Here is a 15,336-nt window from a genome sequence, read left to right on the forward strand (position 1 = left end):
GAGGTCAGTATGTTCACTCGTTTTTGCCCCTTTCCAACGCTGTTGGCAGGTTTTGTCGCCGTACTGGTGGGCTACGCCAGCTCAGCCGCGATCATCTGGCAGGCTGCTGCCGCTGCGGGGGCAAACGCCACGCAAATTGCGGGATGGATGACCGCTCTGGGTCTCATGATGGGGATCAGCACGCTGGCGTTGACGCTGTGGAAAAAAGCGCCCATTTTAACGGCCTGGTCAACGCCAGGCGCGGCGCTGCTGGTGGGCGGTTTACAGGGTGCAACGCTTAACGAGGCCGTGGGAATTTTTATCTTCGCAAACGCACTGATTGTCTTATGCGGCATAACCGGGTTATTTGCCCGGTTGATGAAATGGGTTCCCCATTCGCTGGCGGCGGCGATGCTGGCGGGGATCTTACTGCGCTTCGGGTTACAGGCGTTTTCCAGCCTGCAAAATCACCTTCTCCTCTGCGGCAGCATGCTGCTCGCCTGGCTTCTGTGTAAAGTCTTCGCGCCACGTTACGCAGTAGTAGCAGCGCTGATAGCAGGAAGTCTGGCGGCCTGGCTGGGCGGCGAGGTACAGAGCAATACGCTCTCTTTCACTCTCGTCGCCCCGGGATTCATCCCGCCACATTTTACTCCCGCGCTGCTGTTAAGCGTCGGTATCCCTTTTTTCCTGGTCACCATGGCCTCGCAAAATGCGCCGGGATTTGCCACATTACAGGCATCGGGCTACCGCATTCCCGCATCTCCGCTGATTATTTTTACCGGCGCGCTGGCATTACTGTTCGCGCCGTTTGGCGTATATTCCATCTGCATCGCCGCCATTACGGCCGCTATTTGCCAAAGCCCTGATGCCCATCCGCAAGCCGCACAACGCTGGCGCGCCGCTGCGGCGGCTGGCGTGTTTTACCTGTTTGCCGGGGTGTTTGGCGGGTCGATAACAGCATTGATGGCATCGCTTCCCACCGCCTGGATTGAGATGCTGGCGGGGCTGGCGCTATTGGGAACGCTAAGCGGTAGCCTGTATCAGGCGCTGCAGCAGGACAATGAGCGTGACGCCGCAATGGTCACGTTTCTGGTGACCGCCAGCGGCCTGACACTCGCGGGTGTCGGATCGGCTTTCTGGGGTTTGATTCTCGGTGGCGCGAGTTACGCATTGTTATCAAAGGTGCGCCGCGCGTAGTTGCGATGGCGTAATCCCATGCACGCGTTTGAAGCGATTGCTAAAATGACTGGCCGAGCTAAATCCGCAGGCCAGCGCGATGTCGGTAAGCGGTAATGCGGTGTGACGCACCAGTTGTTGAGCGTGATCCATCCGCCGTTGCATCACATACTGGTGCGGTGCAAGGCCGGTTGACTGACGAAACATACGCGCAAAATGGTATTCGCTGAGCGCGGCCTGGGCGGCCAGTTCTGCAAGCGTCAACGGTTGTGACAGATTCGCGTCAATCCACGCCAGCACATTGCGCAGCACCGACGGCGCAAGGCCGCCCGTCACCGCTGGCAACCGCCACTTAACGGAGGCGTAATTCTGGATAAGATGCGTCAACAGCAGTGTGCTGGCGCTGCTTAGCGTCAGTTGGTTTGCAGGTTGCTGCCAGTCGCAGCTTAACAGGAACTGACGATAGAGCGCGGTAATTTTGGCATCATCCGCAAAGGATTTCTCTTCAAGCTGAATGGATGCAGGGCTGCGATCCCAGATCTGCTCACCGATACGTTTAAGATGTTGGTCGGTGCAATAGAGATGAACAAAAGAGAGATCGCCGCGAATATCCCACGTGGATTCACACGCCTGAGGCATCAGGCAGAAGCGGTCCGGCCCCCCGCCATTTTTCCAGCCATGCGGCGTTTTCTGATAACTTTCATAGCCATCCGCCACGTAAAGACTAAGCGTGTGGTGATCGCTCTCAACGGTGACAGTGTCACAATTGTTGTACCAGGCCGCAAGCTGAATACCTGAATTAAGCACAACCGTATCACGCAGTACGGCGTTCTGACTTTGCAGGCGTTCCAGAGTCGCGTAGGAATGTGTCATGAGCGGTCAGTGTCACAATGATTCATAGACCTAGTCTATGTAGCGAGGCCGATGATTGCCAGAGTTGTTCGACTCTCCTCACAAAAAATCCGCAAGAATTTGCAAGTCAGTGGCAAGGCGCTGCAAGCGCCCTCCACCGCGCCGCGTCAAACTGTCATTTTCAGGGTCATCAAGGAACGCACATGAACGCACTGCTCTACATACTGGTTGTGGCCATCTGGGGCACAACGTGGATCGCCATCTTTTTACAACAAGGCCCGGTGCCAGCTACCGTGTCTATCTTCTGGCGCTTTGCGATAGCCAGCGTCACCATGTTGACCATCCTGCTGTTGACACACCGTTTGCGTCGCCTTGCCTTACGCGACCACCTGTTTTGCGTCTTGCAGGGATGCTGCGTGTTTGGCTTTAACTTCTGGTGTTTTTATACCGCCGCAAGCTGGATCAACACCGGGCTGGAATCGGTGATTTTTTCGATGGCGGTGTTATTTAACGCCATCAACAGCTTTCTCTTTTTTCGCCAGACGCCACCGGGACGCTTTTACCTCGCCGCACTGCTGGGGCTGGTTGGGATTATCACCTTGTTCTGGGACGATCTTCAGGTATCAGGGCTGAGCAGCACGATGTTGCCGGGAATTCTGCTCAGCGCGCTTGGCACATACGGCTTCTCGCTGGGAAATATGCTCAGCATCCGCCACCAGCGACGCGGGCTGGAAACGCTAACCACCAATAGCTGGGCGATGCTCTACGGTACGCTAATTATCGGCGCACTCGCCCTGCTGCGCGGCGATAACTTTACGCCACAGTGGACTATCAGCTACCTCGGTGCGCTGTTCTACCTCGCCATTTTTGGTTCGGTGATTGCCTTTGGCGCTTACTTCACGTTGGTAGGGAGAATCGGCGCCAGCAACGCGGCGTACAGCACGTTACTCTTTCCGCTGGTTGCGCTGACGCTCTCAACGATTTACGAAGGTTATCAGTGGCATGCCAACGCCATTATCGGACTGGTGCTGATATTAGTCGGGAATCTGGTGATGTTTGCACGGGTTCCTGCCGGGTTTATCAAGCCGCGCCTGAAAATGAAACGAGCGTAAAAAATCGGGTGGCTTACGCCACCCAATTTGTCTTTATTTCATTGCCGGGTCGAATTTAACGGCATCCACCGCCATATCGTCGATGGTCTGTTTCAGGGTTTGCAGCGTCATCGGGGTATCCTCATTATTGAGATCTTTCCCTTCGCCTTTACGCACCACTTTCACCACCGGTTTATGGGTTGCCGCGTCGATTAACTCCCCTTCGAAGAAGAGATGGGTGTCCATGGTACGGTGCCCGGTCGCCATTTGGGTACCAGCAACCACCAGCGCCACAGGCACCACTTCATAGAACTGAAGCCCTTCGTTAGTCGAGTCTACCGCTGTGATCGCGCCACGGAAAATCAGGCTATGTGGGCCTGGCGTCGCGACAATTTTTTTATGCTGTGAGACAGCCTGTTTAATCTGCTGATCGGTGTATTGACGAATATCATCCAGCGCTTTTTGACCAATCTGGGTGCTGGGTTTAGGCGTCGGATAATAGGTCACCGGGTTATAGACAATACTGTCATAGTTTTTCGGATTGTAATTAGGATCCACCCAACGCAGGGTCGGTTTACCCGTTGCGGAGGTGGTTTCCTGTAGATTCGAATAATCTTTTAAAAAGCCAGAATACTGCGTAGGTTCCGCGACTTTCGACGCGCAACCAGACAAAGCAATAACGCCGGCAAGAGCCGCAACTTTAAAGAACGTATGAGCACGCATAGGTTTGATCCTGGTGGAGGTACGATTTCAAAAGAGTTATAGCAAAGGAATGCCTGAGGTGTTGTTGCAAAAATGGTTGTCGCTCGCAATTTATAGAAAAAAAATAATTAGTTAGCAGGCAAACAAAAAAAATTACCGGCGAAATTTTTAGCCGGTAATTTAAAATATAAATAATAGAAGAGTGCGATTTTTAGCGCTTACACCGTTTTTTGCGCCAGCATCGTGGCAAAACGCAGCTTAATGCGATTACCATTGGCATCAGTTCGGTGCAGTTCACCTGGATTCTCGTTGTATTTAAGTAAGTTCCAGCCTGCATAGTAATGGCGCAGCTCATCAGGTTTAAAGGCAAAAGGGAACCCCACGGTACAAGGATAATCATCCGTATCCATCGCTGCGACAATCAAGTTAAATCCCCCAGGCTTAGTGCAACGTTGCATATTCGCAATTAAGCCAGGAATCGTTTCTGGTTGCAGGAACATCATCACAACGGTAGAGAGAATAAAATCGTACTCCCCTTCAAAGCACAGTGCGTTGAGATCTTTAATCGCCGGTTGCACATTCTCCAGCCCCTCTTCACGACGGATGGATTCCAGGTTAGTGATGCTTGCCGGATTCTTATCCCATGCGGTCACGTCAAAACCGTTTGCCGCAAGGTAGAGCGCGTTACGGCCGTTACCGCAGCCAAGATCCAACGTTTTGCCAGGCTTAATCACTTTCGCCGCCTCCAGCACCTCGGAATGCGTGCGGGTCAGGCCATATTTTTCGCTAAAGTAGTTTTCGTCACAAATCGTCATTATCAATCCTTACTTTTTTCTAAAACAGAACGCTCCACACGAACCAGCAGTTTCCCCTGAAGCAGTAACACCAGCGTGCGTATCAATAACAGGCCAATAATAAAATTGGTAAAGATAAACATCGGCAATGCCAGGTGATGGTAGAAACCAACGCCACTGGCATGACCCAGATGCAGCGCCGTTGTGGCAAGCGCGGAGATACCAAACGAGAAGCTCCAGAACGACGCATTAAAGGCCTGACGCAGATACCAGGGCATCAGGCGCAGCATAAACAGCAGTTGCAGCAGGCCATAACCAAACAGCATTTTGGCGAAGACATCAGCCTGCCCGCCGTTGACGCTCAGCCATGCGCTACAGGCCACCAGCGCCGGGGCAAGTTGAATCCCTAACGAGGTACGTAGCGGCACCGGCAATTCGCCACCGCTACGCAAGCGCTGAAGAATCGCAGGTTCAAGCGTGATCCAGGAAATAACGCCCGCCCCCAGAAACGCCAGCCCGGCATCGTTAAAACCGAGCGCGCCGCAGGCCATGGTGCTGATAAAATTATTCGCCACCGTCGGTAAATAGAGCCCCGGCGTGGTGGCGCCTTCGGGATGCTCTCCGCGCCACAGCCCCGCCGTTTGCCAGGCGGCATAAGCCAGTTGCAGCGTCACTCCCACGGAAAACAGCACCAGCGCGAGCGTCCTGTTCCACGGCGCAACGCCAATTGACACCAGCATTGTCGTCGCCGGAAACAGGCTGACAAAGCTGCTGGCAATCGGATGACGCATTTCATCGATCACGCTATGCGGAAAGCGTATCGCGCGGCTGACAAACGCCAGCGCCAGCAGGCTCCACATCACGATGGCCAGAATGACCAGACCATCGCCAATCGCCCGGGTTACCGGCAAAATCGTACTGGCGTAACGCCAGGCGAACCCCATCCCGATAGTCCCCAACACCATGCCAAAATAGCCAGCGGGTAAGTTCAACACTTTGCTCTCACACTTCGAATTCTTCATTTTGTTTATATTATCAACTAATTTTTAAGATGCATTTTAAAGTAATCTTTAAACGCCCGCTACCTGCAATATTTGCTACGTTTATCTTAGTGCGAAGCGATGAGAATAACCGATGAAAAAATACCGTCTTAGCGAGCAGACCCGAACGCACCTGTTTACAGAAGATGGCGAGAAGCGCAGCGTGACTGTGCGGCAGATTATCGCCCTGCGTGACTTTGCCGATGTTGTCGCAGGCAGCGCGGGCGGTTGGGTAGACGACGAAAATGCGCTGAGTCAACAAGGTGATTGCTGGATCTACGATGAAAATAGCGTGGTATTTGCAGGCGCCTGGATCGAGGGAAACGCCCGTTTGACGCAAGCGTGCGAAGTCAGCCATCGCGCACATATCCGCGGTGAGGCCTGGATAGATGGCAGTAAAGTCAGTCATCACGCGCAAATAAGTGACAACGTCACCATTCAGGCATCCACCGTGCGCGGATTGTGCCATCTTTTTGGCAACGCGCGTATTTTGCACCATAGCCAGGTGATTGCCGCGCAGGGGCTAACGCCTGATAACGACCAGGTGCTTCAGATTTACGACCACGCGACGGTGAGCCGCTCACGCGTTGTTCACCAGGCTCAAATTTACGGTGAAGCGATCGTCAATTATGCGTTTGTTGAACACCGGGCGGAGATTTTCGAACGCGCCCTGCTGGAAGGCAACGCAGAAAATGACGTCTGGGTCTGCGACTGCGCGAAAGTGTATGGCAATGCACGGGTGGTTGCCGGCGCCGGAGAAGACGCCATCCCCACCCTGCGTTACAGCTCACAGGTGGCTGAAAATGCGGTCATTGAGGGGAATTGTCTGTTGAAGCATCACGTGCGCGTCGGCGGTCACGCGTGGCTTCAGGGAGGCCCAATTTTGCTTGATGATAACGTATTGATTTACGGGCATGCCCGTATTCGCGGCGATGTGGTGATCGAACATCATGTTGAGATTAACGGCGATGCCGTCGTGGAAGCCTTTGGCGATGACGTCATTCTCCTGCGCGGCCGCGCGATGATTCGCGGCGAGCAACGTATTACGCGCACGCCGCTGTTGGGATCACTGTGACGCGTTGTCGATGATCCGCGCGTAGATATTCTGATCGTAATAAATGCCGTTGAGAAATTCAGCCTGCCTCAGACAGCCTTCCAGACTAAACCCGTTACGTAAGGCTACCTGATTGCTGCGCGCGTTATCCACGCGGCATTTAATGACGAAGCGCCGTACCTCGCCGCGTTGCGCGAAGTCATCCATAAAGGCCTGCAACGCGGCGGAAAGAATACCTTTACCTTGCTCAGACTCATCGAGCCAGTAACCGATATAACCGGTCTTATTGGTCGGTTCAATCTGATTAAAGGACAGCACGCCCACCAACACATCATGATGGAAAATCATGAACATTTTCACAACGCCGCGCTGATGCAGCATCATATTGCCCTGCACATTCTGGCGTGTATCCTGCTCGCTGTTGACGAATAATGGCCAGTTCATTGACTGAGAAAGCCAGTCTCGGTTTTTAATAACTAACTGATGCAGCGCCGGTACGTGGCTTTCATCGACGGCGTGGAGGCTCAACGTGGAGCTAACCGGGATAATCTCCTGCGAAGACATGGTTTTTCCTCAATAAAAAAGCCGGATGGCGTGTCGCTTATCCGGCCTACAGGGGCGTTATTTCATCACGCGGTCATCAACGTACTGACGTTTATCCGGCGCGGGCGGGAAGTACTGATACAGCCAGGTTTCACTGATGGCATCACCCTGACAGCGCAGGAACATGCGCATATCAACCGGATCGGTTGAGTCGGAAGTTGGATACCAGTCAAAGAGAATGCGGTAACCGTCAAACGGTTCCACATAGAGGATCTCAATCTGTTTGGCTTCCCCGCTGGAGAGCGTAATGACCGGCTCAATACCTTTCGGCGCGGCAGCTTTCAGATCGCCGCCAACGAAATCGATAGCAAAACGACGTGACCATTTTTCCGGGTAATGCTCGCCCGGCGCCCAGCCTTCCGGGAAGCTGCCCATTCCTGTGCGAGTGGCCATCACGCGCGCTAACGGTGAGCGCACCGGCGGCATCGCGCTCCAGTAGAGGCGGTAGCTAAAGTTCAGGGTATCGCCGGCTTTCACCGGTTTTTCTGGCTGCCAGAAGCAAACGATGTTATCCAGCGTTTCACCGGTGGTCGGGATTTCCATCAAACTGACGGCGCCTTTCCCCCACTGATTTCGCGGCTCAACCCACAGGCTCGGGCGCTTGTTGTACCAGCCCATCACGTCCTGATAGTGCGAGAAGTCACGATCAAGTTGCAACAAACCGAAGCCTTTCGGGTTTTTGTCCTGATACGCGTTGAACTGCAGTTTCTGGGGGTTGTTCAGCGGGCGGCAAATCCACTCGCCGTTACCCAGCCACATCGCCAGACGATCGGAATCATGAATTTGCGGATGGATAGTATCGCAAACGCGTCGTTCGTTATTGCCGCAACTGAACATACTGGTCATCGGCGCGATACCCAGCTGTTTGATGTCCTTACGTGCGTAGATATGATTCTCGACGTCCATAATCACCTGGCTTTCCGCACAGTTGATGATGAACTTATACGCGCCGGTCACGCTTGGGCTGTCGAGCAGCGCGTAAACCGTAAAGACGGTTGCCCCCGGTTTCACCGTTTCAAACCAGAACGAGGTGAAATCCGGGAACTCTTCCAGGCTGTCGGTGTAGGTATCCACCGCCAGCCCTCGGGCGGACAAGCCGTACTGATAGGTGCTGTCGACTGCGCGGAAGTAGCTCGCGCCAAGGAACGAAACGATATCACGACGCGCCAGTTCCGGTGCTTTAAACGCGCGGAACCCGGCGAAGCCGAGATCGGTCTGCCCTTCGAGCTGTTTGGTATCGACGCCCGTGTCAGTGTATTTAAACAGCTCCGGACGGAAATGCACTTCGCGCGCCTGCTGCGTCGCGGCGTCTACGGAGAACATCCGCACGCGACGACGGAACCCCATCCCCACATGGAAGAACTGGATGTCTAACTGGCGATCCTCAACGTTGTTCCACAGCGAGTGCGCGGCATCATATTGAATGCTGTTGTAGGCCTGCGGCGTCATGTTCGCCAGCGTTTCCGGCAGCGGACGCGGTGCGCCGCCCCAGGGCTGACGGGAGAGATCGTGCGCCATTGACTGCAGCACGGAAAAGTCGAAACGACGGGTTTGACCGTCCGCAATGTCCGACTCCTGCGCTAACGCAGCCTGAGAAAAAAGGGAAGCCACACCGGATGTCCCGCACACGGCGGCAACAGCCATTGATGATTTAAGAAAGTGTCTGCGGTTCATGCCTGAGAAAGCGTCCTTTTTTTGAGAAGAATGCGGTAAACAATTAGGTCGTTGGAACCGACCACTCTAGACAAAATCGATTAATAATCCAATTGTTGGCGCGATAAATTGTTCTGACTGGCGCAAAAAGATTCTGTCGAGGAGAAGAGACTGAATAAGGTGTAAATTTGTGTATAAAAAACGTTATGCCAGCGTCATTACGTGTGTCGAGTTCCTGTTCAACGGATAAGGACATGCCCGAGGCCTGCAACGTTGCGAGAAGCGGCTATTACTGTGGTTGGCGAGCGATAACAATCGATGCGCAGTACAACCACCGCTAAAATTCGGAATTCATCAATCCAGTATACGGGGTGTACAAGCGTAGAATAGACGTGGGTGCTTGAGGCTATCTGTCTCAGGCATTTGCAGGACGGCAGATAGAGAAAAGCCCCGAGTGATTTTTCAATCAACCCGAGGCCCCCTATATGCTAGTCACATGTAGAGTGCCTCTTACAGACCGTAAGGTCAAGGAAAAGAGAGCCATGAAACAGCATAAAGCGATACTTATCGCCCTTGTCATCATCTGTATAACCGCCCTTCTGGCGGCGTTGGTCATGAGGAAAGATCTCTGTGAAGTCCACATCCGAACGGGCGAAACAGAGGTTGCTGTTTTCACGGCTTGCGAGTCCGCGTAAGAGCACCGGCGGGGAGCGATCCCCGCCACTCTTTATGTGTACGGCTTATCCTTCGCGCACCCAATTTTTCTACCCGGCCCGCTTCGTGCAGGCCTTTTTCTGTTGTCGCTCAATCCAGCGTCACATGATGCTTCATCACCCGTTTAAACAACGCCAGCCGCGCGCGCATAAAACGGTTTTCAACTTTAAAACCGGCGTGCTTATTCAGGCCAATTCGCAGTAACCGGTCACGGCCCTGTAGCGATGCAGGCCAGCGCGTGGGGCCATTGAGCACAGTACAGGTTGCACTGGCATGATGCGCAAAATTCACCCAATAATCGGCTACCTGTGCCGCAAAGGCTCTGTCTCGATCATTGACGTAGAATCGGGCGGGTTCGGCCAGTGTCAGAGTATCAAAAACGTAAGGCACTTCGTTGCCATGCCACGCGCCATTGGCGTAAGTCGCGTGTTCCGCTTCGGCTACATAATCAAACCAGTAACGCCAGCAGGGTTGATTCACCCGCTGCTGAGCCTGCATGACCACATAACCCAGTGTGGTAAAGGCCATGTCCCGGCAGACCTGACGCCCGAGTTCCTCATCGCCCTTCACACCCGGATAGAGCAGTTTAATGAGCCCCAAGCCCAGACGCCGGGTTCGCCTGAGTTTTGCTATCTCGCCGGCAAGATCAACACCAAACACCGCCATCACGCTGGCTTCGTCGCTGTTCGAACCAATCAACACCGGCATGGCATGTTGCTTCCCGGCAAAAAAGACGTCCAGCATGGGCTGTGGCAGCACCGCATCTCCGGCAATGGGCGTTGGGCCAATATTCAGCGGTGCCTCCAATGGCCACAATTTTTCCGCAGGGATCGCGCGCAGTTGCTCCGCGCTGGCATTTTCCAGACCAAAGTGTGCGGCAAGCTGCACGCCCTTCTCCAGCGCCTTTTCGCGTGGAGTATCGGGAAGCGTATAGCCACTTTGGATCACTGCTTTGTGAAACAGCCCCGCCGCTTTCGGGGATGTCATGAGTGACAGCACGCTGCGCGCGCCCGCCGACTCGCCAAATAACGTGACATTATTGCTGTCACCGCCAAATGCCGCGATGTTCTCCTGAACCCAGCGTAGCGCGGCAATTTGATCCATCAGCGCAAAATTATTCAGCGGCTCGTCGTCTTCTCCTTCAAGGGCCGGATGCGCAAAAAAGCCCAAATGCCCGAGCCGATAGTTAACCGTCACCACCACCACATCTCGCTGAGCCAGCGCTTTACCGTCGTACGGCGGTAGACCACCCGCGCCAATGGTGTATCCCCCGCCGTGCAGCCACACCATCACCGGCAAAGGAGCAGATCGCACGGCCGGAGACCAAACATTCAGGTAGAGACAATCTTCCGAGAAGCGCCCCGGGTCGCCGCCGCCCAGTTCGCGACAGTAGTCGATATTCTGCCAGCAGGAAGCAGAGAATGTATCGGCCTGACGCACGCCTGACCACGGTTGGACGGGCCTCGGCGCGCGCCAGCGCAACGAACCAACGGGCGGTTGCGCAAAGGGAATGCCTCGCCAGAGGTGAATATTCTCATCAACGAGGCCAAGAAGTGTGCCCTGGCGGGTTTCCGCCAGCGGCGTTGAGGGGTTGAGCATCGATTCCGTCCTTTATCAATCTCCCTCAAGATTACCTGTTTCAGAGCAGACCGCAACGCCGTTTGCTTCGAATTTCGGCCTGCTCGTAAAGGGCAAATTCATCCAGTACCGGGCAACCCAGCGCCTGCTCAAAGGCATCCCGGCTGGCATTACCGTGCTGACGCGACGAATTGCCGTTTCCCAGATTAGATTGAAAAATCCCCGCCGCGCTGACCGGCAGAAAATCTTCATAAATAATCGGCTGCGCAATAAGCCAACCGCGCTCAATTAACGGCTGTGGATCGTCGCCGGGATGAAATGCCTGACGGTGCGCTTCGCCGGCGGGCGTCAGGCGATAACGAAACCAGGCGAGCCCCTGCTGACGGAGCAAAAATTCGCTATCCGGGAACGCCTTGAACACATCCTGCAAATGCAGTTGATGAGTCAGATTATCGCTACCGACGCCCGCCTCATTGAGCAGCTTGTCATACAACGCCCGTCCTTTTGGCGTTAACGCGATGCCTCGCTGTTCAATCTCACCAAATCGCGCAGTGTGTGTGCCTTGTCCGTCACCAGCAAATTTCACCGGCTCCTCCAGCGCTTTAAAACTGGTCTGACGCAGTAACAACGGAACGTCACGGCGCGGCGGGCCTTCAATCACCGCTTTCGGCTCAATGCCGTATTCCGCCATCAGCGCCTGGACACGGTCGATATCCAGCGTTCGTGGCGTGAGATGATTGATGTGACAGCCGGGGAAACAGACCACATCGGCAATTAACCGATGCTGCTGATGCAGCGCCTGGTAGGTCTCGCGATCGACTGTCGCGGACTGATGCCAGCGAAAGGTTTCCAGTGCTTGCTGAACAAACTCCTGCGCCTGCGAGGCTGTGAATTCCCCCTGCTCTTCATGTAGCGCAATCAGTTCGCGGCAACGAGGGGTAAAAATATCACGCTGCTGTAAAATCTCAGCGGCGCGCTGCCTGAGCGCGGGATCGTCAATCAATTCAAGGCGCAAAAGCGAGGTAAATACGCGGAAAGGATTGCGGGAAAGCGCCGCATCCTCCACCGGGCGAAATGCCGTAGAGTGCACCGGCACGCCCGCCTGAGAGAGATCATAATAGCTAACCGGATACATCCCCATAATGGCGAACATGCGCCGCAGCATCGATAACTCTTCTGCGGTGCCCACGCGAATCGCGCCATGGCGTTCAACGTTAAGCCGCGCCAGTTCATCGGCATTCACCATCTGTTCATGCAAGCGCGTGTTATTTTCCAGTACTGCCAGATTCACATCGGCGACCAGTTCCAGCAATGTGCCGTACTGCGGCACTTCCTGCTGATACATTGCCGACATCGCCTGCGAAAAATCTTCCCGAATCTCATCTGCCGTGATGCTTTGCGCCATGATGTCATGTCTCCAGTGAATATATTCTGCAGTGTAGAAAAGCTCGTGGGGCTTCGTGGCAAGAATTTGGAAAGTGTGATCGGCATGACGCTGGGAAGGGATGATAAGCATAACCAACGGTTATTAAATAATCACCTTAAATTCACTTTATATTAACATGAAATTTACACACACTCTCTGTGGCGACAAAAATATACCCTACACGGAGCCACCCTATGAACACGAAATGGTCACCGCAAGAAGTTATCCATCGCGACTACAACAGTCACCCGCCCGCGTTCGCACCGGGCTACAAAACCAGTGTGTTGCGCTCGCCGCGTAATGCGCTTATTTCCCTGCAAAACTCGCTATCCGAAATCACCGGGCCGGTGTTTTCGAGTGACGATCTCGGCCCTCAGGATAACGATTTAATCCTGAACTACGCCAAAGACGGTTTACCGATTGGCGAACGGATCATCGTTCACGGTTATGTGCGTGACGGGTTTGGTCGCCCGATGAAAAACACGCTCGTTGAAGTGTGGCAGGCGAACGCCGGTGGCCGCTATCGCCATAAGAAAGATCAATATCTGGCGCCCATCGACCCCAATTTTGGCGGCTGCGGCCGCGTGCTGACGGACGAAAACGGCTACTACTTTTTCCGAACCATCAAACCGGGCCCCTATCCGTGGCGTAATCAGGCGAGCGACTGGCGTCCTTCGCATATTCACTTTTCATTGTCAGGCGATGCCTTTGCGCAACGTCTGGTGACCCAGATGTATTTTGAAGGCGACCCGCTGATCAAGCAGTGCCCTATCGTCAAAACCATCAATAACGATGATGCCATTCGTACGCTCATTGCCGAACTGGACACGCATGCTGCCATTCCGCTGGATTGTCTGGCGTATCGTTTTGATCTGGTGTTGCGTGGCCAACGTGCAACGCTGTTTGAAAACCGCACTCAGGGGGCTGCGCGATGAAAGAGTATTTACAGGAAACGGCCTCGCAAACCGCAGGCCCATACGTTCATATCGGCCTTGCGCCTGACGCTGCCGGCTTTCATATTTTCGAGAAAAATTTCGGCCCGGTACTGGTCAATAGCCATACTCAGGGCGAGCGCATCACCATTGAAGGGCGTGTACTGGATGGTTCAGGCACGCCGGTACGCGATGTCCTGCTGGAGATCTGGCAGGCTAACGCCAACGGGCGCTATAACCACCCGGCAGACAGACAGGAAGGCAAAGCGCTGGATGCCGATTTCCGTGGTTGGGGCCGCGCTTGTTCAGACTTTGATAGCGGCATCTGGCGCTTCGAAACCATTAAGCCCGGCCCGGTCGTGGGGCGCGACGGTCGCATGATGGCACCGCACGTCAATCTGTGGATTGCCGCCCGCGGCATCAATATTGGCCTGAATACGCGGATGTACTTTGCCGACGAACAGGCCGCGAATCAGACCGACCCGGTGCTGAACCTGATTGAGTGGGAAGTTCGCCGTCAGACGTTAATCGCTCAGAAAGAAACGCGCGGTAACGAGACCGTGTACCGTTTTGATATCTATCTGCAGGGTGATAAGGAAACCGTCTTTTTCGACCTTTAACGCCCTCCTGCCCGGTAGCGCTCCGTTTACCGGGCTTTCCTGCTTACTGACGTTCTTCTCAACGCCAGAAATTTCTTGTAACTCAATTAGATCAAATGTTAATAATAATTTGCTATCAAGTTATCAAATTTAAACAGTATTACTTGTCACCCTTATCGATCTGTTCTTAACATCGCGTATGGAAAAAAATGCTCTCTTTAGTCAGCGCATTCGACTGCGCCACCTGCACACTTTCGTTGCCGTCGCCCAACAAGGCACTCTGGGGCGCGCGGCTGAAACCCTTAATCTCAGCCAGCCAGCGTTATCCAAAACGCTCAATGAACTGGAGCAACTGACCGGCACCCGCTTATTCGAACGTGGGCGTCTTGGCGCACAGCTGACGCTTGTTGGCGAGCAGTTTCTTACGCACGCGGTAAAAGTTCTGGATGCGCTAAATACCGCAGGCCAGGCGTTAACCCGCAAAGAGGGTAGCCATCAGGATGTTGTGCGCATCGGCGCGCTGCCCACTGCTGCGCTTGGGATCTTACCGATGGTGCTGGGGCAATTTCACCAGCAACAGCATGATGTCACGCTTCAGGTCGCGACCATGAATAACACCATGCTGCTGGCGGCGTTGAAATCCGGGGATATTGATTTTGGTATTGGCCGGATGTCCGACCCGGAGCTGATGACGGGCTTAACCTACGAATTGCTGTTTCTCGAGTCGCTCAAACTGGTTGTGCGCCCTGACCATCCTCTGCTGCATGAAAATATCACCTTAAGCCGCGTGATGGAGTGGCCTGTTGTTGTCTCGCCGAAAGGGACCGTTCCCCGACAAAATGCGGAAACACTATTGCAGAGTCAGGGCTGTAAAATGCCGGCGGGCTGTATTGAAACGCTGTCGGCCTCGCTGTCTCGTCAGTTAACCGTCGATTATAACTACGTCTGGTTTGTGCCCTCCGGTGCGGTCAGAGACGACCTGCGACGCGGTGCGTTAACCTCTCTTCCCATCGCAACGCAAGGCCAGGGCGAACCCATTGGCGTGCTGACGCGTGTGGATAGCCCACTTTCCAGCGGAGCGCAAACGCTGCTGGCAGCCATTCGTAAATCTATGCCAGGCTAACGTTGCGTATGCCTACCCTC

General features: G+C 54.3%; 15 protein-coding genes. 7 read left to right on the plus strand and 8 right to left on the minus strand.

What is annotated here, in order from left to right; translation table 11 throughout:
• Nucleotides 1-9 precede the first annotated feature (9 nt).
• Complete coding sequence (locus ACOXYR_RS10795) at nucleotides 10-1,176, plus strand: benzoate/H(+) symporter BenE family transporter (protein WP_421355140.1); 1,167 nt, start codon at nucleotides 10-12, stop codon at nucleotides 1,174-1,176.
• Here the strand turns inward: ACOXYR_RS10795 and ACOXYR_RS10800 are convergent.
• Nucleotides 1,156-2,028: a helix-turn-helix domain-containing protein gene (locus tag ACOXYR_RS10800; protein ID WP_108474177.1), complete on the minus strand. Its 873-nt coding sequence runs from the start codon at nucleotides 2,026-2,028 to the stop codon at nucleotides 1,156-1,158. The genes ACOXYR_RS10795 and ACOXYR_RS10800 overlap by 21 nt on opposite strands.
• A gap of 182 nt (nucleotides 2,029-2,210) precedes the next feature.
• On the opposite strand from ACOXYR_RS10800, the gene ACOXYR_RS10805 reads away from it, so the two are divergent.
• The gene (locus ACOXYR_RS10805) at nucleotides 2,211-3,119 is read left to right on the plus strand and encodes a DMT family transporter (protein WP_407732728.1); all 909 of its coding nucleotides are present in this window, start codon (nucleotides 2,211-2,213) and stop codon (nucleotides 3,117-3,119) included.
• 33 nt (nucleotides 3,120-3,152) lie between these two features.
• Here the strand turns inward: ACOXYR_RS10805 and ACOXYR_RS10810 are convergent, their stop codons facing one another.
• The 3 genes from ACOXYR_RS10810 to tehA form a co-directional block, all read right to left on the minus strand.
• Nucleotides 3,153-3,821, minus strand: a complete 669-nt coding sequence (locus ACOXYR_RS10810) for a DUF3313 domain-containing protein (RefSeq protein ID WP_108474175.1) — start codon at nucleotides 3,819-3,821, stop codon at nucleotides 3,153-3,155.
• A 197-nt stretch (nucleotides 3,822-4,018) separates the two neighbouring features.
• The gene (gene tehB / locus ACOXYR_RS10815) at nucleotides 4,019-4,615 is read right to left on the minus strand and encodes a tellurite resistance methyltransferase TehB (protein WP_421355141.1); all 597 of its coding nucleotides are present in this window, start codon (nucleotides 4,613-4,615) and stop codon (nucleotides 4,019-4,021) included.
• Nucleotides 4,616-4,617: 2 nt separating this feature from the next.
• Nucleotides 4,618-5,616 (minus strand): dicarboxylate transporter/tellurite-resistance protein TehA, encoded by a 999-nt coding sequence (gene tehA / locus ACOXYR_RS10820; RefSeq protein ID WP_421355142.1) that lies wholly within the window; start codon nucleotides 5,614-5,616, stop codon nucleotides 4,618-4,620.
• Nucleotides 5,617-5,728: 112 nt separating this feature from the next.
• Here tehA and ydcK point away from each other — a divergent pair, with 112 nt between their 5' ends.
• Nucleotides 5,729-6,709 carry a YdcK family protein gene (ydcK, locus tag ACOXYR_RS10825; RefSeq protein WP_421355143.1) on the plus strand — a complete coding sequence of 327 codons (981 nt, stop codon included), beginning with the start codon at nucleotides 5,729-5,731 and terminating at the stop codon, nucleotides 6,707-6,709.
• On the opposite strand, the gene rimL is transcribed toward ydcK, so the two are convergent.
• Nucleotides 6,701-7,252 carry a 50S ribosomal protein L7/L12-serine acetyltransferase gene (gene rimL, locus ACOXYR_RS10830; RefSeq protein WP_189623193.1) on the minus strand — a complete coding sequence of 184 codons (552 nt, stop codon included), beginning with the start codon at nucleotides 7,250-7,252 and terminating at the stop codon, nucleotides 6,701-6,703. The two genes, ydcK and rimL, sit on opposite strands and share 9 nt — an antisense overlap.
• A 57-nt stretch (nucleotides 7,253-7,309) precedes the next feature.
• Nucleotides 7,310-8,965 carry a glucan biosynthesis protein D gene (locus tag ACOXYR_RS10835; protein ID WP_189623194.1) on the minus strand — a complete coding sequence of 552 codons (1,656 nt, stop codon included), beginning with the start codon at nucleotides 8,963-8,965 and terminating at the stop codon, nucleotides 7,310-7,312.
• A 521-nt stretch (nucleotides 8,966-9,486) separates the two neighbouring features.
• On the opposite strand from ACOXYR_RS10835, the gene ACOXYR_RS10840 reads away from it, so the two are divergent.
• On the plus strand, nucleotides 9,487-9,639 hold the full coding sequence (locus ACOXYR_RS10840; protein ID WP_199538647.1) for a Hok/Gef family protein: 153 nt from the start codon (nucleotides 9,487-9,489) through the stop codon (nucleotides 9,637-9,639).
• Between the two features lie 109 nt (nucleotides 9,640-9,748).
• On the opposite strand, the gene ACOXYR_RS10845 is transcribed toward ACOXYR_RS10840, so the two are convergent.
• Together ACOXYR_RS10845 and hglS are read right to left on the minus strand one after the other, a co-directional pair.
• Complete coding sequence (locus ACOXYR_RS10845; protein ID WP_421355144.1) at nucleotides 9,749-11,257, minus strand: carboxylesterase/lipase family protein; 1,509 nt, start codon at nucleotides 11,255-11,257, stop codon at nucleotides 9,749-9,751.
• A gap of 40 nt (nucleotides 11,258-11,297) precedes the next feature.
• On the minus strand, nucleotides 11,298-12,641 hold the full coding sequence (hglS, locus tag ACOXYR_RS10850; RefSeq protein WP_421355146.1) for a 2-oxoadipate dioxygenase/decarboxylase HglS: 1,344 nt from the start codon (nucleotides 12,639-12,641) through the stop codon (nucleotides 11,298-11,300).
• Between the two features lie 215 nt (nucleotides 12,642-12,856).
• Here hglS and pcaH point away from each other — a divergent pair, with 215 nt between their 5' ends.
• The 3 genes from pcaH (at nucleotide 12,857) to ACOXYR_RS10865 (ending at nucleotide 15,316) form a co-directional block, all read left to right on the plus strand.
• A complete protein-coding gene (pcaH, locus tag ACOXYR_RS10855; protein WP_108474166.1) occupies nucleotides 12,857-13,597 on the plus strand; it encodes a protocatechuate 3,4-dioxygenase subunit beta in 741 nt (246 codons plus the stop codon).
• Entirely contained in the window at nucleotides 13,594-14,214 is a 621-nt protein-coding gene (gene pcaG / locus ACOXYR_RS10860) for a protocatechuate 3,4-dioxygenase subunit alpha (protein ID WP_015964529.1), read from the plus strand. The genes pcaH and pcaG overlap by 4 nt, the downstream gene beginning before the upstream one ends.
• Before the next feature lie 178 nt (nucleotides 14,215-14,392).
• Complete coding sequence (locus tag ACOXYR_RS10865; RefSeq protein ID WP_108474165.1) at nucleotides 14,393-15,316, plus strand: LysR substrate-binding domain-containing protein; 924 nt, start codon at nucleotides 14,393-14,395, stop codon at nucleotides 15,314-15,316.
• Nucleotides 15,317-15,336: the final 20 nt, after the last annotated feature.

It is taken from the genome of Pseudocitrobacter faecalis (assembly GCF_965231525.1).
In the GTDB taxonomy this organism is placed as follows: domain Bacteria; phylum Pseudomonadota; class Gammaproteobacteria; order Enterobacterales; family Enterobacteriaceae; genus Pseudocitrobacter; species Pseudocitrobacter faecalis.